Source organism: Plantactinospora veratri (assembly GCF_036421995.1).
Taxonomy (GTDB): domain Bacteria; phylum Actinomycetota; class Actinomycetes; order Mycobacteriales; family Micromonosporaceae; genus Plantactinospora; species Plantactinospora veratri.
Genome location: NZ_JAZGQL010000005.1, coordinates 228,601 through 246,036 on the forward strand (window position 1 = coordinate 228,601; position 17,436 = coordinate 246,036).

At 74.1% G+C, this 17,436-nt stretch carries 14 protein-coding genes and 1 pseudogene; 6 read left to right on the forward strand and 9 right to left on the reverse strand.

Annotated elements, in window-relative coordinates:
• The first annotated feature begins 249 nt into the window (after positions 1-249).
• Entirely contained in the window at positions 250-1,443 is a 1,194-nt protein-coding gene (locus V1634_RS07225) for a D-arabinono-1,4-lactone oxidase (RefSeq protein WP_407951731.1), read from the forward strand.
• Positions 1,443-1,823: a sensory rhodopsin transducer gene (locus tag V1634_RS07230; RefSeq protein ID WP_331206959.1), complete on the forward strand. Its 381-nt coding sequence runs from the start codon at positions 1,443-1,445 to the stop codon at positions 1,821-1,823. The genes V1634_RS07225 and V1634_RS07230 overlap by 1 nt, the downstream gene beginning before the upstream one ends.
• A gap of 64 nt (positions 1,824-1,887) precedes the next feature.
• On the opposite strand, the gene V1634_RS07235 is transcribed toward V1634_RS07230, so the two are convergent.
• From V1634_RS07235 to V1634_RS07270, 8 genes and pseudogenes are all read right to left on the reverse strand, one after another.
• A complete protein-coding gene (locus V1634_RS07235; RefSeq protein ID WP_331206960.1) occupies positions 1,888-2,253 on the reverse strand; it encodes a YkvA family protein in 366 nt (121 codons plus the stop codon).
• Positions 2,254-2,383: 130 nt separating this feature from the next.
• Positions 2,384-2,746, reverse strand: coding sequence for a monovalent cation/H(+) antiporter subunit G (gene mnhG / locus V1634_RS07240; RefSeq protein WP_331206961.1), 363 nt, complete (start codon positions 2,744-2,746; stop codon positions 2,384-2,386).
• Positions 2,743-3,003, reverse strand: coding sequence for a monovalent cation/H+ antiporter complex subunit F (locus V1634_RS07245; RefSeq protein WP_331206962.1), 261 nt, complete (start codon positions 3,001-3,003; stop codon positions 2,743-2,745). Before V1634_RS07245 ends, mnhG begins: the two co-directional genes overlap by 4 nt.
• A complete protein-coding gene (locus tag V1634_RS07250; RefSeq protein ID WP_331206963.1) occupies positions 3,000-3,593 on the reverse strand; it encodes a Na+/H+ antiporter subunit E in 594 nt (197 codons plus the stop codon). The genes V1634_RS07245 and V1634_RS07250 overlap by 4 nt, the downstream gene beginning before the upstream one ends.
• A complete protein-coding gene (locus tag V1634_RS07255) occupies positions 3,590-5,092 on the reverse strand; it encodes a Na+/H+ antiporter subunit D (RefSeq protein ID WP_331206964.1) in 1,503 nt (500 codons plus the stop codon). The genes V1634_RS07250 and V1634_RS07255 overlap by 4 nt, the downstream gene beginning before the upstream one ends.
• On the reverse strand, positions 5,089-5,583 hold the full coding sequence (locus tag V1634_RS07260; RefSeq protein ID WP_331206965.1) for a Na(+)/H(+) antiporter subunit C: 495 nt from the start codon (positions 5,581-5,583) through the stop codon (positions 5,089-5,091). Before V1634_RS07260 ends, V1634_RS07255 begins: the two co-directional genes overlap by 4 nt.
• Positions 5,580-8,456: a Na+/H+ antiporter subunit A gene (locus tag V1634_RS07265; protein WP_331206966.1), complete on the reverse strand. Its 2,877-nt coding sequence runs from the start codon at positions 8,454-8,456 to the stop codon at positions 5,580-5,582. Before V1634_RS07265 ends, V1634_RS07260 begins: the two co-directional genes overlap by 4 nt.
• A gap of 290 nt (positions 8,457-8,746) precedes the next feature.
• Positions 8,747-9,082 (reverse strand): annotated as a pseudogene (locus V1634_RS07270) (hypothetical protein); the annotation flags it as partial.
• 172 nt (positions 9,083-9,254) lie between these two features.
• Between V1634_RS07270 and V1634_RS07275 the strand changes: the two are divergent.
• Both V1634_RS07275 and V1634_RS07280 read left to right on the forward strand, forming a co-directional pair.
• A complete protein-coding gene (locus V1634_RS07275) occupies positions 9,255-13,991 on the forward strand; it encodes an Lhr family helicase (RefSeq protein WP_407951732.1) in 4,737 nt (1,578 codons plus the stop codon).
• A 120-nt stretch (positions 13,992-14,111) separates the two neighbouring features.
• On the forward strand, positions 14,112-15,047 hold the full coding sequence (locus V1634_RS07280) for a siderophore-interacting protein (protein WP_331206967.1): 936 nt from the start codon (positions 14,112-14,114) through the stop codon (positions 15,045-15,047).
• 67 nt (positions 15,048-15,114) lie between these two features.
• Here the strand turns inward: V1634_RS07280 and V1634_RS07285 are convergent, their stop codons facing one another.
• Positions 15,115-16,053 (reverse strand): LLM class F420-dependent oxidoreductase, encoded by a 939-nt coding sequence (locus V1634_RS07285; RefSeq protein WP_331206968.1) that lies wholly within the window; start codon positions 16,051-16,053, stop codon positions 15,115-15,117.
• Positions 16,054-16,093: 40 nt separating this feature from the next.
• On the opposite strand from V1634_RS07285, the gene V1634_RS07290 reads away from it, so the two are divergent.
• Positions 16,094-16,606, forward strand: a complete 513-nt coding sequence (locus tag V1634_RS07290; RefSeq protein ID WP_331206969.1) for a GNAT family N-acetyltransferase — start codon at positions 16,094-16,096, stop codon at positions 16,604-16,606.
• A 44-nt stretch (positions 16,607-16,650) separates the two neighbouring features.
• Positions 16,651-17,427, forward strand: a complete 777-nt coding sequence (locus V1634_RS07295; RefSeq protein ID WP_331206970.1) for an SAM hydrolase/SAM-dependent halogenase family protein — start codon at positions 16,651-16,653, stop codon at positions 17,425-17,427.
• Positions 17,428-17,436 lie beyond the last annotated feature (9 nt).

Here is a 17,436-nt window from a genome sequence, read left to right on the forward strand (position 1 = left end):
CCTGTCGTCGCGGCTGGTGCGAGGAATGCCGGGTCCGACCCGGCTGGCTACAGCTGCCCTCCTGGACAGTTGAGTCGATCACCAGGCCATCCTACCGAGCCCCGCTGGGCACTGCCTGGACAACCACCACCGGTCCCGACCTGCCGTTTCCCGGGCCGTCGACCGGGTAGAGACGCCTGTCCCGATCCGTCCGGCCCGGTACCGGAGGCGTGCGGCCGGCTCCCGGGCGGGCAACCGAGCAGGGAGGTTGTGTTGGGACGGGAGTGGCGGAACTGGTCGGGGAGCCTCCGGTTCACCCCGCGCGAGTACGCCAGCCCGGAGGACGAGGACGCCGTACGGGCCCTGGTCGAACGGGCCCGCCAGACGTCGACCACGCTCCGGCCGGTCGGCTCCGGCCACTCGTCCAGTCCGCTGGTCCGCACCGACGACGTACTCGTCAGCCTGGCCGGGCTGCCCCGCACCGTGCGCCGGCACGACGACCCGCACCTGGCAACGGTCGGCGCCGGGGTGCCGCTGGGTGAGCTGGGCGAGGCGCTCTACGAGGCCGGGCTCGCCATGGACAACCTCGGTGACGTCGACGTGCAGTCGATCGCCGGCGCCACCGCCACCGGTACCCACGGCACCGGCCTCGAATTCGGCAACCTCTCCACCCAGGTCGCCGGGGTACGGCTGGTCACCGGCACCGGCGAGGTGCTGGAGATCTCCGCAGAGCAGAACGCCGACGTACTGCCGGCGGCGCAGCTCTCCCTCGGCGTGCTCGGCGTGGTGACCGCGCTGACGCTGCGCCTCACCCCCACCTACCACCTGCGGCGGCGCAACTGGTGCTCGTCGATCGCCTGGACCCTCGACCACCTGCCCCAGTTGCAGCGGCAGAACCGGAACATGGACTTCTACTGGTATCCGCGCACCGACACCACCCAGATCCGCACCCTCAACCGGCGCGGCGAGGAGCCGGAACTCCACCCGGTCGGCGCGCCCCGGGTCACCGAGTCCGGCCCGAGCCACCGGACCATCCCGCGGCACCGGGAACTGCGTTTCGAGGAGATCGAGTACGCCGTACCGTCGGAGGCCTTCCACGCCTGCTTCACCGAGATCCGGCGCCGGATCCTGGACCGGCACCGCACCGGGGTGGCCTGGCGGGTTCTGGTGCGTACGGTCGCCGCCGACGACATCTGGCTCAGCCCCGCGTACGGCCGGGCCACCACGACGATCGCCTGCCTACAGAACAACTCCCTGCCGCACGACGAGTACTTCGCCGACGTCGAGGCGGTGTTCCGGCAGCACGACGGCCGCCCGCACTGGGGCAAGAAGCACTCGCTGGCAGCGCCGCAACTGCGTGGCGTCTATGCACAGTGGGACAGGTTCCAGGACCTGCGCCGCCGGCTCGACCCGGACGAGGTGTTCCTGACCCCCGACCTCGCCCGGCTGCTGAGGGACGGCTGATGGCCGGGCTCGGCGGGCGGGTCTGGGTGGTCCCCGGCGGCCGGATCCCGTTCCCGAGCAGCGGCGAGGAACCGGAGTTCACCAGCTTCGACCAGTTGTCGGTGCTGAACACCGGTGACGAGCCGGCCGATCTGGAGATCACCGTCTACTACGAGGACCGGGAACCGGTCGGCCCGTACCCGGTCGAGGTCGGCGCCCGCCGGATCCGGCACGTACGCCTCAACGACCTGGTCGATCCCGAGGCGATCGTGCTGGGCCGGCGGTTCGGCTGCGTCGTCCGGTCACCGGTCCCGGTCGTGGTGCAGTTCCTGCGCCAGGACACCCGGCTGCCCGGCACCGTCGGGTTGACCGGCACGATGGCCTTCCCCGCCGAGTCCTGACCGGATGGCCGCCGGAAACCCGTCGACGGTCGCGGTCGGCTCAGCAGGGCCCAGCTCCCGAGGGTCAGGGTCGGGTACGGGTCCGATCACGCCCGGCCCGGGGCGGCAACGGTCGCACGTCCGCACCGAGGCCGGGATCCACCGACCCCGCGCGGCCCGCCCGGCGCTGGTGCACCAGCCGGGTCAGGTAGAGCAACGCGCCGGCCAGGACGCCCATGTCGTCGAGGTAGATCGGATCGGGTAGCAGGTCGACCGGCAGCACCGTGTAGATCAGTGCCCCGTAGAACGCCACCTTGCCGCCGGCACCCAGCTCGCCGAGCAGCTTGCGGGTACGCAGCACCCTGAGCACGAGCACGACGGCTCCGGCCAGCGTGGCGACGGCCAGGATGCCACCCAGCACCAGGATCACGGTCCACGTCTCCCGGGACATGCCGCAACGGTAACCCGGCCGGCGCCGCGCCGCCCGGCGACGTCGCCGAACGACGGGCGGAGCCGCCCCGACGCCGACGACGGGCCAGCGCCGGTCGTCGCGACCGACGGCCGGCCCGCGCCGGGGCCGCTCACTCGGCACGGCCGGAGCCGGCGCCGTCCCGGTCGGCCAGTTCGTCGACGTCGAGCGACTCCCGGTGGACCCGCCCGGTGCGGTACGCGGCCCGGCTGATCATCTGCGCCGCGAGCGGGGCGGTGGTGAGCTGGAAACCGCCGATCAGCACCAGCGTGGCCAGATCGGCACCGTTGCGCAGGCTCACCGCCTGCGCCAGCAGGATCAGCAGTACGCCGAGCACCTGCGGCTTGGTCGCCGAATGCATCCGGCTGAGCACGTCCGGGAAGCGGATCAGCCCGATCCCGGCGACCAGACTCAGCAGCCCCCCGGTGACCAGGAAGATCCCGACCAGTACGTCGAGCAACACCTCCGCACTCACGCCTCCTCCCCGGCGGCGAACCGCACCAGGGCCACCGAGCCGACGAAGCCCAGCATGCTCAGTGCGATCAGGATCGGCAGCGTGGTGGCGTGCCGGTTGACGGCCGCCTCGGTGCCGAGCGCACCGACGATGATCGAGATCAGCACCTCGGCGGCGACCACCCGGTCCAGCAGCGCCGGGCCGCGTACGACGCGGACCAGGGCCAGCCCCGCCGCGGTCGAGAGCAGGACGGCGACGACAACGACTGCGACGATCACGGTGGTCCTCCCGGTTCGACGTTTCCACTGCTCGGCGAGAGCAGCCGCAGTTCCGTCGCGGAGCCGACGGCGCGGACGAGGCGGGCCTCCAGGGTCAGGATCCGTTCCCGGCTCCGGGCGAGATCCTCGGCGCCGCGTACGTCCAGTACGTGCACGTAGAGCGTCCCGGTCTCCCGGTCGGCCTCCACGATCAGCGTGCCGGGGACCAGCGACAGCACCTCGGCGGTCAGCGCCAGGTTGAGGTCGGTACGCACCCGCAGCCGGACGGCGATGATCGCGTTCCGGGGCCGCCCGGGGCGCAGCGTGACCCAGCCGACCTGCACGCTGGCGACCACGAGTTCGACGACGAAGCGCCCGACGAACGCGGCCAGCGCCAGCGGCCGGAGCCGCCCCCCGAAGGTCACCCGGGGCAGCGGCAGGAAGACCAGGATCACCACGGCCGCCAGCACTCCGGCGAGCAGGTTGCCGACGGTGAACTCGCCCCAGAGCAGGCTCCAGACCGCGACCAGCCAGCCGACCGTGATCAGGTGGTCCCGCCACCGCCGCCGGTCCGGAAGTCGGCGCCGCAGCGCCCGGGCGTGGCCGGTCACGGCGGACCGCCGGGGAAGACCGCGCGTACGTACGGGGCACGTTCCCGCAGGTCGTCGGCTGCCTCGGCGCTGACCCCGAAGAGCGGCCCGGCGGCGACGGTCAGCCCCACCCCGAGCAGCACCAGTACGGTGGTGGCGCCCACCATCAGCCGGGGCAGCCGGACCGGCTCGGAATCGACCAGCCGGGGCGCGCGCCAGAACGCCAGGCTCCACACCTTCGTCGTGGCGTAGAGGGTGAGCAGGCTGGTCAGGGTGCCGGCGACCACCAGCAGCCAGGGCAGCACCCCGCCCGCCGACACCCCGGCCTGGAAGAGCCCCAGCTTGCCGAGGAACCCCGAGAACGGCGGGATGCCGGAGAGGTTCAGCGCCGGCACCAGGAACAGCCCGCCGAGCAGCGGCGCGACCCGGGCCAGCCCGCCGATCCGGTCCAGGTTGGTGCTGCCGGCCCGCCGCTCGACGAGCCCGGCCGCCAGGAAGAGCGTGGTCTGCACGGTGATGTGGTGCACCACGTAGAAGATCGCGGCGGCCAGCCCGGGTCCCGAGGTGAGCGCCACCCCGAAGAGCAGGTATCCGATGTGGCTGACCAGGGTGAACGACAGCAGTCGCTTGATGTCGGACTGCGCGACCGCGCCCAGGATGCCGACCAGCATGGTCAGCAGGGCCAGCACCAGCAGCAGGTCGGCGGCGCGGCCGTCGGGGAAGAGCAGCGTCTCGGTCCGGATGATCGCGTAGATGCCGACCTTGGTGAGCAGGCCGGCGAAGACCGCGGTGACCGGGGCCGGTGCGGTCGGATAGCTGTCCGGCAGCCAGGCCGCCAGCGGGAAGACCGCCGCTTTGATGGCGAAGGCGAGCAGCAGTACGCCGTGCAGCGCCAGCCGCAGGTCGGCCGAGAGCGCGTCGAGCCGGCCCACCAGCTGGGCGAGGTTCAGGGTGCCGGTGGAGGAGTACACCAGGCCGATCGCGGTGAGGAAGATCAACGACGACACCAGGCCGACCACGACGTAGGTGGTGCCGGCCCGGATGCGTTCCTCGGTGCCGCCGAGGGTGAGCAGCACGTAGCTGGCCGAGAGCAGGATCTCGAAGCCGACGAAGAGGGTGAACAGGTCGCCGGAGAGGAAGGCGTTGGTCACCCCGGCCGTCATCACCAGGTAGGTCGGGTGGTAGATGACCACCGGGGCGTGCTCGCCGGGATCCGCCCGGTCCTCCCCGATCGAATAGAGCAGCACGCAGAGCGTCACCGCCGCCGAGACCACCAGCATCAGCGCGGCCAACTGGTCGGCGACCAGGACGATGCCGAGCGGGGCGGGCCAGCCGCCGACGTGCACCACCAGCGGGCCGTGCCAGTGTGCACGCCAGAGCAGCAGGACCGCGACCGCCAGGGTGACCACCAGGGCGGTGACACTGATCGCCCGCTGCGCGATCGGCCGGCGGCCCACCACCAGGGTCAGCGCGGCGCCGAGCAGCGGTACGACCACCGGCAGCGGTACCAGGTGGGTCATGCCTGGTCCGCCCCGTCGTCGAGCCGGCGCGGCGGCGGCTCCGGATCGACCTGCTCCGGATCGGTACCCGTCACCCGGCCGGCCGGGTGCCACGGTCCCTCGCTGACGTTTTCGTCCGGGCCGGCGAGTTCACGCCGCTCGGCACGGCGCACGATCCGGCGGTCCTCCGGGTCGTCACGTACCTCGTCGTGCCCGGTCAACTGCCAGCTCCGGTACGCCATCGCCATCAGGAACGCGGTCAGGCCCAGTGTGATCACGATGGCGGTCAGCACCATCGCCTGAGCCAGCGGGTCGCTCATCTCCGCCTCCGGGGTGACCCCCAGGATCGGTGCCCCACCGGACCGGCCGCCGAGCAGGAGCAGCAGGTTGGTGCCGTTGGTGAGCAGGATGGTGCCGATCAGCACCTGGCTGAGGCTGCGCTCCAGGAGCAGGACCACCCCGCTGCCGACCAGCACCCCGACGACCAGCGCCAGCACCAGGTTCGGGGTCATCGTCGGCCGTCCGTACCCGCCGCCCGCCGCCCCGCGCCCGCCGCCTGCGCCGGCCCCGCCGGCCGGTCCGTACGCAGCCCGGTGCCCGGCTCGTCCTCCACCTCGATCTGCCGGTCCACCTCGGCGCCGAGGCTGCGCAGGATGTCCAGCACGAGGCCGACCACGACCAGGTAGACGCCGATGTCGAAGAAGATCGAGGTGACCAGGTGCAGGTCGCCGACGAGCGGCAGTTCCGGTTCCAGCAGGCTGCTGCGCAGCACCTCCCCGCCGGTGGTCATCGCGAGCAGGCCCGTGCCGACCGACACGAAGAGGCCGACCCCGAGGACGACGCCGGCGTCGACCGGGGCCGCCTGGTCGAGTTCGTGCCGGCCACCGGCGAGGTAGCGGACCGCGAGAGCCAGCCCGGCCACCAGCCCACCGGCGAAGCCGCCGCCGGGGGCGTTGTGGCCGGCGAAGAGCAGGAAGAGCGAGAAGAGCACCACCGTGTGGAAGATCAGCCGGACGACCACCTCGAAGACGATCGATCGGTGGTGGGTCCGCAGCGTCGGCCCGGCCCGCAGCCAGACCCGCTCGGCTCCGGGCGGCGGCCTGACGTCGTCCCGCCGGGGCCGGTCCGGGCCGCGTCGGCGCTGGAAGATCAGGCTCGCCACCCCGGTCGCCGCCACCACCAGTACGGCGATCTCGCCCATGGTGTCCCAGGCCCGGATGTCCACCAGGGTCACGTTGACGACGTTGCGGCCGTACCCGAAGGAGAGGGCCGGCCCGGGGAACTCGGCCGCGATCGGCGGCGCCCGCCGTGCCCCGGTCGCGGCCACCGCCGTCGCGGTGACCACGGCCCCGACCGCCGCCCCGAGGGCGAGTCGGCCCCACCGGCTGCGCCGCAGCGGTCGCACCGAGAACCGGGCCGGCAGCCGGCGCAGCACCAAAACGAAGATCACGATGGTGACGGTCTCCGCCAGGAACTGAGCCAACCCCAGGTCGGGCGCACCCTGAAGCACGAACAACATGGCCGTGCAGTAACCGGTGACGCCGGCCAGGATCACCGCGGTGAGCCGGCGCCGGGCCCGGACGGTGAGCACCGCGGCGACCCCGAGCACCACCCCGACGACGGCCTGGAGCGGATTGCCCGAGGCCCCGACCCGGTCCGGCCACGGACCGCGCAGCAGCGCGCCACCCAGCACCAGGACCAGGGCGAACAGGATCACCCCGAGGTACTGCGGCAGCGAGCCCCGCTGCGTCGCACCGGTGACCAGCACGGCCAACCGGTCGAAGCCCCGGCTCAACACCTGGTAGGCGGTGTCCCCGTCGAACGGGGCGCGCAGCCGGGCCTGCACCGCGCCCAGCCGGGTACCGAGCGCGAAGACCAGCAGGCCGGTGAGCACGACCAGGATCGACAGTCCCATGACGAGCCCCGGCGGCGGCACGAAGCTGAGCGGGTGCTCTATCGACCCGAACAGCCGGGGATAACCGGCGAGCATCTCGCCGACCGGCCCGGCTGACAGTCCCAGTACCAGCCCGGCGACCGCGAGCAGTGCCGCCGGGGCGAGCATGACGGTCTCGACCGGGCGGGTCGGCGTCGCCTCCCCGGCGGAGCGGCCGAGGAACGCCCCCCAGACGAACCGGGCGCTGTACGCGGTGGTCAGGACGGCGCCGAGCAGCAGAGCGGCGAGCAGCAGCGGGTCACCGGTGAACGCCGCCAGCACCTTCTCCTTGGCGACGAACCCCATCAGCGGCGGTATCCCGGCCATCGAGGCGGCGCCGAGCACGGCAGTCGCGCAGACCAGCGGCATCCGCCGCCACAGCCCGGAGAGCACGGTCAGGTCCCGGGTTCCGGCCCGCCGGTCGACGATCCCGACCACCAGGAAGAGGGTCGCCTTGAACAGGGCGTGCCCGAGCAGCATCGCGACGGCGGCGAGCGCGGCGTCCGGGGTGCCGGCACCGGCGAGGACGACCAGCAGCCCGAGTTGGCTGACCGTGCCGTACGCCAGCAGCAGTTTCAGGTCCACCTGGCGCAGTGCGGCCCAGCCGCCGGCCAGCATGGTGAAGATCCCGGTCACGTAGATCACCGGACGCCACGGGCCGACCTGCGCGTACGCCGGGGCGAAGAGCGCCACCAGGTAGACCCCGGCCTTCACCATCGCGGCGGCGTGCAGGTAGGCGCTGACCGGGGTCGGTGCGGCCATCGCGGCCGGCAGCCAGAAGCTGGCCGGGAAGATCGCCGACTTGCTCAGCGCACCGACCAGGATCAGCACCACCGCGATCCCGAGGTACCCGCCGGGCGGCGGCGGCCGGGCGGCTATCTCCGACCACCGGTACGTGCCGGCGTGCTGGCCGAGCATGACGAAGCCGACCAGCATGACCAGGCCGCCCAGGGTGGTCACCAGCAGCGCCTGGTTCGCCGCCCGCCGGCTGGCCTGCTGCTCGGGGTGATGCGCGATCAGCAGGTAGGAGAAGACACTGGTCAGCTCCCAGCAGATGTAGAGCAGCAGCAGGTCGTCGGCGACCACCACCCCGAGCATGGCTCCGGCGAAGCCGACGAAGACGGCGGCGAACCGGCCGAGCCCGGGCTCGTCGGCGTCGAAGTAGCGGACGCAGTAGACCAGCACCAGCGCGCCGATCCCGCCGACCAGCAGCATCAGCAGCCAGGACAGGGTGGTGACCCGCAGCGCCAGTTCGAGACCGAGTTCCGGCACCCACGGGTACGCCTCGACGACAGCCTCGCCGTCCCGGACGGTGTCGGCGTACCCGAGCGCCCAGCCGAACGCGCTGGCCGGGGCGACCGCCAGCGGCAGGAAGGCCGCCCGTCCCCACCGGCGCACCAACGCGGGCGCCAGCGCCGCAGCCACCAGGTGCAGCGCCAGCAGCATCAGCATGCGTACTCCAGGTGGGTGTCGGCACGTCCGGCGGCGAGGACGCGGACTCAGACAGATCACACGCCAGAGCCCGGCTCGACACGGGGAATCGCCCGAAACCACCCGAGTGGGGCCGGGGTTCGGCGATCATGCGGGGCGGCGTGCCGGCTACCCGGCGCGCGGGGCGGGTGTGGTCCGGGGCGTCAGCCGACGGTGCACGGCGAGTCGACGCCCGGCGCCGGGGCCGGATCGAGCAGGGCCGGTCCGGTGTTGCGGGCGAGGAGGGCGCGGGCGGCGGTGTCGTCCGGCGCGTCCGGCGTGGCGGGCACCACCAGGTCGGCCCGGCCGAGCTGCCGGACCACCTGGTTGATCACCTGCTGGGCGGCGGCGAGGGAGCGCCGGGGCAGCACCCGGCCGTGCGCCTCGCGGCGCAGCACCAGGGCGTGCACCGCGGCTCGGACCCGGGCCCGGTCCGCCGCGCTGGCGGTGGCGGTGGCGGCGACCAACTGGCGGAGGCAGTCGACGAGCCGCTCGGCGAGTTCGAGGTCGGCGCCGCGCAGACCGGCCCGCGCCACGGTCAGGTAGGTCTCGACCCGGCGGGTCAACACGTCCGTGGTGGCGGGGACGTCGCGCGGATCGCCGGTCATCCGTACCCCCTTGGCGCCGAGCTTGGGTTTCGGAGAAGTTACTGTAGGTTGCACATCATTCGCAAGCAGTTAAGTGAGACTTAGCCCTCATCTCAGGCGAAAACAACGATCAACCGGGCATGCGGACAACCGTTCCGGTGAACCTGTCGGACCGACCGGGCACGATGGGTCGGTGAACGATGTGCTGGCGACCTTCGGCGCGGCGACCCGGGAGTGGTTCGGTGCCGCCTTCGCCGCACCCACCGACGCCCAGGCCGGAGCGTGGCGGGCGATCGGCGCCGGCCACAACGCCCTGGTGGTCGCCCCGACCGGTTCCGGCAAGACCCTGGCCGCGTTCCTCTGGTCGCTGGACCGGCTGACCCGCGAGCCGGCTCCGGACGACCCCCGGCAGCGCTGCCGGGTGCTCTACGTCAGCCCGCTCAAGGCGCTCGCCGTCGACGTCGAACGCAACCTGCGCACCCCGCTCACCGGCATCCGGCAGGCGGCGGCCCGGCTGGGCCTCCCGCCGCCCGAGATCACCGTCGGGATGCGGACCGGCGACACCCCGGCCGACGAGCGGCGGGCTTTCGCGCGTACCCCGCCGGACATCCTGATCACCACGCCGGAGTCGCTCTTCCTGCTGCTCACCTCCGCCGCCCGGGATTCGCTGCGCGGCGTGCAGACCGTGATCGTGGACGAGGTGCACGCGGTCGCCGGCACCAAGCGCGGTGCCCACCTGGCGCTCTCCCTGGAGCGGCTCGACGCCCTGCTGCCCGCCCCCGCGCAGCGGATCGGGCTCTCCGCGACCGTACGCCCGATCGACGCCACCGCGCGGTTCCTCGGCGGCGCCCGGCCCGTGACGGTGGTGCAGCCGGAGACCGCCAAGACCATCGAGGTCAGCGTGCAGGTGCCGGTCGAGGACATGACCCGGCTGGACGAGCAGGAGGCGCCGGAGGACGAGTTCGGCACCCCGCGCCGGGCGTCGATCTGGCCGGCGGTCGAGGAACGGGTCTACGACCTGGTCCGCTCGCACCGGTCGACCATCGTCTTCACCAACTCGCGGCGCGGCGCCGAGCGGCTCTGTGCCCGCCTCAACGAACTCGCCGCCGACGAGGCGGAACTGGCCGCCGACGGAGCCGGCCTGGCCGCCGACCGGGCCGGGTGGTCTTCCGATCCGACCGGCACCGTCGGGGGCGCGGCCGGCCGTCAGCGTTCCGCCGGGCGGGTCGGTGCCGACCGGCCGGGGGCGCCGCCCCGGCTGCCGGCCGAGATCATGGCGCAGTCCGGTGCGGCGAGCGGGGCGGCGCCGGTGATCGCCCGGGCCCACCACGGCAGCGTCTCCCGGGAGGAGCGCCGGCACATCGAGGAGGCGCTCAAGTCCGGCCAGTTGCCGGCGGTGGTCGCCACCTCCAGCCTGGAACTCGGCATCGACATGGGCGCCGTCGACCTGGTGGTGCAGATCGAGGCCCCGCCGAGCGTCGCCGCCGGTCTGCAACGGGTCGGCCGGGCCGGGCACCAGGTCGGCGCGGTCTCCCGAGGCGTGGTCTTCCCCAAGCACCGGGGTGACCTGCTCTCCTGCGCGGTGGTGGCGGAACGGATGACCGACGGCGCCATCGAGGAGCTGAACTACCCGCGCAACCCGCTGGACGTGCTCGCCCAGCAGATCGTCGCGATGGTCGCGCTCGACGAGTGGCGGGTCGCCGACCTCACCGCCCTGATCCGCCGCGCCGCGCCCTTCGCCGAGCTGCCCGACTCGGCCCTGCACGCCGTACTCGACATGCTCTCCGGGCGCTATCCGTCCACCGCCTTCGCCGAGCTGCGTCCCCGGCTGGTCTGGGACCGGGCCGCCGACCTGCTCACCGGCCGCCCGGGGGCGCAGCGGCTCGCGGTGACCAGCGGCGGCACCATCCCCGACCGGGGGCTCTTCGGCGTCTTCCTGGCCGGTGCCGAGCGGGCCGCCCGAGTGGGTGAGCTGGACGAGGAGATGGTCTACGAGTCCCGGGTCGGCGACGTCTTCCTGCTCGGTTCGTCGTCCTGGCGGATCGAGGACATCACCCCGGACCGGGTGCTGGTCTCCCCCGCGCCCGGGCAGGCGGCCCGGATGCCGTTCTGGAAGGGCGACCAGCTCGGCCGCCCGGTCGAGCTGGGCCGGGCGCTCGGCAACCGGCTGCGCGGCCTGGTCCGGGCCGACGACGAGGCGGCCCGGGCCGCGCTGCGCTCCGGCGGGCTGGACGACTGGGCCGCCGGCAACCTGGTGGCGTACCTGCGCGAGCAGCAGGCCGCGACCCGCTCGGTGCCGGACGACCGGACGGTACTGGTGGAGCGCTTCCGCGACGAGCTGGGCGACTGGCGGCTGGCGGTGCACTGCGTGCTCGGCGCCCGGGTCAACGGCCCCTGGGCACTGGCCATCGCCCGCCGGCTCACCGAACGCTACGGCGTCGACGCCCAGGTGGTCCCCTCCGACGACGGGATCGTGGTCCGGCTGCCCGACACCGCCGACGATCCGCCCGGCGCCGAGCTGGTCGCCTTCGACCCCGACGAGATCGCCGCCCTGGTGGAGGAGTCGGTCGGCGGATCCGCCCTCTTCGCCGCCCGGTTCCGGGAGTGTGCCGCCCGCGCCCTGCTGCTGCCCCGCCGCGACCCGCGCCGCCGCCAGCCGCTCTGGCAGCAGCGCCAGCGCGCCGCCCAACTGCTCGACGTCGCCCGGGAGTACGCCGACTTCCCGATCACGCTGGAGGCGGCCCGGGAGTGCCTACAGGACGTCTTCGACCTGCCCGGCCTGGTGGCGCTGATGCGGGAGGTGGCCGCCCGCAAGGTACGGCTGGTCGAGGTGGAGACACCCCGGCCGTCACCGTTCGCCCGCTCACTGCTCTTCGGCTATGTCGGCGCCTTCCTCTACGAGGGCGACGCCCCGCTGGCCGAACGGCGGGCCGCCGCGCTGGCGCTCGACTCGGCCCTGCTCGGCGAACTGCTCGGCCGGGTGGACCTGCGGGAGCTGCTCGATCCGACGGTGGTGGCGGAGACCGAGCGGCAGTTGCGCTGGCTGACCGAGCAGCGCCGCCCCCGGGACGCCGAGGACGCCGTCGAGTTGCTCCGGCTGCTCGGTGACCTCTCCGACGCCGAGCTGACCGAACGCGGAGTCTCGCCGGAGTGGCTGACCGGGCTGGCGCAGGCGCGGCGGATCCTCCGGGTCCGGGTCGCCGGGCAGGAGCGCTGGATCGGCGTCGAGGACGCCGGTCGATACCGGGACGCGCTCGGCGTGGCGCTGCCGGTCGGGGTGGCGCAGGCGTATCTCGAACCGGTGGCCGACCCGCTCGGCGATCTCGTCGCCCGGTACGCCCGGACGCACGGACCCTTCGCCGCGGGCACCTGTGCGGCCCGGTTCGGGCTCGGGGTCTTCGTGGTGGAGCAGACGCTGCGCCGGCTCGGTGCCGACGGGCGGGTGGTCTCCGGCGAGTTCTCGCCGACCGGTGCCGGGCCGGAGTGGTGCGACGCCGAGGTGCTGCGCCTGCTGCGCCGCCGTTCCCTGGCCGCGCTGCGCCGGGAGATCGAGCCGGTGCCGGCCCGGGCGCTGGCCACCTTCCTGCCCCGCTGGCAGCAGGTCGGCGCGGCGGCCCGGGGGGTCGAGGCGGTCGCCGCCGTGGTGGAACAGTTGCAGGGGACGGCCGTGCCGGCGTCCGCGCTGGAGAGCCTGGTCCTGCCCGCCCGGGTAGCCGACTACGCCCCCGGCTATCTCGACGAGCTCTGTGCCAGCGGCGAGGTGGTGTGGGCCGGCTCCGGAGCGATCGGCCGGGGCGACGGCTGGGTGACCCTGGCCTACGCCGACAGCGCCGCCCTGCTGCTGCCACCGCCGGACGAGGCGCTGGCGCTGACCCCGCTGCACGAGGCGGTGCTGGGCGCACTCGGCGAGGGGCAGGCGCTGTTCTTCCGCTCGCTGGCCGAACGGGTCGCCGTCGACGAGCGGGTCGCCGGCTCCGCTGCCGGTCCGGTCGACGACGCGGCGCTGGTCGGGGTGGTGTGGGAACTGGTCTGGGCCGGTTGGCTGACCAACGACACCCTCGCGCCGCTGCGCGCCGTACTCGGTGGCGGGGGTGCGCACCGGCCGCGTACCGGTGCGCCCCGGACCCGCTACCGGCGGCCGGGCCGCCCGGCACTGCCGGCCCGGGGTGGACCGCCGACGGTCGCCGGGCGCTGGTCCCGGCTCCCCGGGCGGGATGTCGACCCGACCCGTCGGGCCGCCGCACTCGCCGACGTGCTGTTGGAGCGGCACGGGGTGGTGACCCGGGGAGCGGTGGTCGCCGAGGGGGTGGCCGGCGGCTTCGCCGCGGTCTATCCGGTGCTCTCCGCGTTGGAGGAGCGCGGGGCGGCCCGCCGTGGCTACTTCGTCGAGGGGCTCGGGGCGGCGCAGTTCGCGGTGCCCGGTGCGGTGGACCGGCTGCGGGCGCTGGCCGAGCCGGAGGAGTTGCGCCGTAGGGTCGGTGGCGCCCGGGTGCTGGCCGCCACCGACCCGGCGAACCCGTACGGGGCCGCGCTGCCCTGGCCGGCCCGGGTGGTCGACTCCGGCGACGGCACGGTCGAGCCCGGCGGCGGCACCGGCGGTTCGGCGAGCGGCGCCACGGCGACCGGCGCTACCTCTACCGCGACCGGGCACCGGGCCGGGCGTAAGGCGGGTGCCCTGGTGGTGCTGGTCGACGGGGCGCTGGTGCTCTACGTCGAGCGCGGCGGCCGGACCCTGCTCTCGTTCAGCGACGACCACGAGGCGCTGGCCGCCGCCGCCCAGGCGCTCGGCTCGGCGGTCGGCTCCGGCGCGCTCGGCGCCCTGGCGGTGGAACGCGCGGACGGCGCCTCGGTGCACGCCTCGCCGCTGCGTGACGCGCTCACCGCCGCCGGCTTCCGGACCACACCGCGCGGGCTGCGGCTGCGCGGCTGACCGGTCGTCAGCGGCCGGACGCGGTGGACCCACCCCACTGACATCTTGCGGAGGTTAGGCTAACCTAACGGCACGCCGCTCGCCGTACCTGCCGGCGTCGTGTACCGAGAGGTTGGCCAGATGACCGAGCTTTCCACCGCCCCGTCGCTCGTCGCCCCGTGGCGACTCTTTCCGGCCGAGGTCGTCCGGCTGCACCGGCTGAGCCCGTCCTTCCTCCGGGTGACCTTCACCGGCGACGACTTCGACACCTTCGCCGACCCGGGCTACGACCAGCGGATCAAACTCGTCTTCCCGGTCCCGGAGCACGGCTTCCGCCACCTGCCGCAGGGCACCGACTGGTACCAGCACTGGCGGGCCCTCCCCACCGAACTGCGCAACCCGTTCCGCACCTACACCACCCGGGCCGTACGCCGGGAGGCCCGCGAGGTCGACGTCGACATCGTGCTGCACCCCGAAGGCGGCCCGTACGGTGCGCACGGCCCGGCGGCCCGCTGGGCATTCGGCGCCGCGCCGGGCGACCGGATCGTCATCATGGGGCCGGACCACGGCTACCTCGGCGACCACGGCGGCCGGGAGTTCCAGCCCGCGCTGGCCTCCCGCACCCTGCTGCTGGTCGGGGACGAGACGGCGGTACCGGCGATCGCCGCGATCGTCGAACGGTTGCCCGCGCAGAGCCGGGGCGAGGTACTGCTGGAGGTGCCGTACCCGGCGGACGTGCTCGAAATGTCGGCACCGCCGCTGGTGACCGTGCGCTGGCTGCCCCGCTCGGGCGCGGCGCACGGCAGCGTGCTGCTCCCGGCGGTCCGGGCCGCCGCCGAACGGCTCCTCCCGGCGGACCGACCGGACCAGCCCGACGCTTCGGACGAGACCGTCGACGACGAACTCTGGGAGGTACCGGTCGGCCTGTCGGACGGCGGGCACTACGCCTGGCTGGCCGGCGAGGCCGGTGTGATCCGGACGCTGCGCCGGTACCTCGTCTCCGAGCGCGGTCTGGACCGCGAGTCGGTCGCCTTCATGGGCTACTGGCGACTCGGCAAGGCGGACGACGCGGCCTGACCACGGCCGCGACACCGGAGGCGGTCGAGGCTGCCGGCCCGGCCGCCGGCCCGGCCGCCGGCTCGACTCAGAGCCGGGGCGCCACCTCGGCGGCGATCAGGTCGAGGTGGTCCAGGTCGGCGATGTCGAGCACCTGGAGGAAGACCCGGCTGGCGCCGTGCGCGGCGTACGCCCGGATCTGCTCGACGACCTGCTCCGGCGTGCCGGCGACGCCGTACGAGTCGCGCATCTCGACCGGGTCGCGACCGATCGCCTCGGCCCGGCGGCGCACCTCGGCGTCCGACCGCCCACAGAGCACGGAGAGCGCGGCCGAGAGCACCAGCGGGGCCCGCCCGGACTCCGCCCGACCGGTCCGCTCGGCGGCCCCGGCCACCGCCGCGTAGCTGCGGGCCACCTGGTCGGCGGAGCTGAACGGTACGTTGAACTCGTCGGCGAACCGGGCGGCCAGCATCGGGGTACGCCGCAGCCCCTTGCCACCGACGATCACCGGTACCCGCGGCGACTGCACCGGCTTCGGCAGCGCCGGTGAACCCGCGAGCCGGTAGTACTTCCCGGAGTAGTCGAAGGTGTCCCCGAGCGGGGTGTCCCAGAGCCCGGTGACCACCTCCAGTTGCTCGGTGAGCCGGTCGAACCGCTCGGCGGGCGAGGGGAACGGGATGCCGTACGCCTGGTGTTCCTCCTCGAACCAGCCGGTGCCGAGGCCCAACTCGACCCGGCCGCCGCTCATCTCGTCCACCTGCGCGACGCCGATCGCCAGCGGCCCCGGCAGCCGGAACGTCGCCGAGGTGACCAGCGTGCCGAGCCGGATCCGCGAGGTCTGCACCGCCAGGGCGGCCAGGCTCAGCCAGGCGTCGGTCGGCCCCGGCAGCCCGCTGCCGCCCATCGTCAGGTAGTGGTCGGAGCGGAAGAAGCCGTCGAAGCCGCACTCCTCGGTGTGCCGGGCGATCCGGAGCAGATCCCGGTAGCTCGCCCCCTGCTGCGGTTCGGTGAAGATACACAGGCGCATACAGTTACCTTGCCAGGCGCCCCGGGGGAGGAGCGGACAGGTGTCGCAACTGCGGGTACGCCCGGCCGGGCCGGCCGACCGGGCCGCGATCGACGCGCTGCACGACCGGGAGTGGGGCGGACCGTACGTGATCGGCCACGACGTCCGCTACGACCTGCGCGAGCTGCCCACCCTGGTCGCGGTCGACGGCGTGGCCGGACTCCGCGGAGCCCTGGCCTGGCACCTGGACGGTACCGGGCTGGAGGTGGTCAGCATCGTGGCCGACCGGACCGGCGACGGGGTCGGCACCGCGCTGCTCGACGGTGCGGCGGAGACCGCCCGGGCGCAGGGCGCGGACCGGCTCTGGCTGATCACCAGCAACGACAATCTCCGGGCGCTCCGCTTCTATCAGCGGCGCGGCCTGCGGATCGTCGCCGTCGATCCGGGCGCGGTCGACCGGGCCCGGCTGCGCAAGCCGAGCATCCCGACGATCGGCGCCGACGGCATCCCGCTGCACGACGAACTCCGCCTCGAACTCCGGCTGTTCCCGGCCGGGTCCGACGCACCGGCCTGAGTTCCGCCTCGGCCGTCGAGGCCGGCCGGGCTAGTCTTCCGGCTGTGCCCGGTTACGCATGGCTCAGCCTGACCACCGACTACGGCCTCTCCGACGGGTTCGTGGCGGCCTGTCACGGGGTGGTCGCCCGGATCGCGCCGGCCGTCCGGGTGATCGACGTCAGCCATCTGATCCCGGCCGGCGACGTCGCCCGCGGCGCCACCGTACTGGCCCAGACCGTGGGACACCTGCCGCCGGCCGTACACGTGGCGGTGGTCGATCCGGGCGTCGGGACCGCGCGGCGCGGCGTCGCCCTGGGTACCCCCGGCGGTCTGCTGGTCGGCCCGGACAACGGGCTGCTCCCCCGGGCCGCGGCCGTGCTCGGCGGGATCACCGAGGCGGTGGAGCTGACCAGCGCGGAGTGGTTCCCCGAGCCGTCCCGCACCTTCCACGGCCGGGACATCTTCGCCCCGGCCGCCGCCCGGTTCGCGCTCGGCGCACCGCTGGCCGACGCCGGCCCCACCGTCGACCCGGCGACCCTGGTGCGGTTGGCCGAACCGGTGCTGGTGGAGGGTGACGGCTGGCTGGAGGCCGAGGTGCTCGCCGTCGACCACTTCGGCAACGTCCAGCTCGCCGCCCCCGGCTCCGCACTGCGCCGGCTCGGTCCGGTGGTCCGGATCGGCCCCCGGCGGGCGGTCCGGGGCGCCACCTTCGGCGACGCCCCGACCGGCGAACCCGTCGTCTATCCGGACTCGGCCGGCCACCTGGCGGTGGCGGTCAACGGCGGCCGCGCCGACGACCTCCTCGGCGTCGCCCCGGGTGACGTGCTGCGGCTCGACTGACGGGCCGCG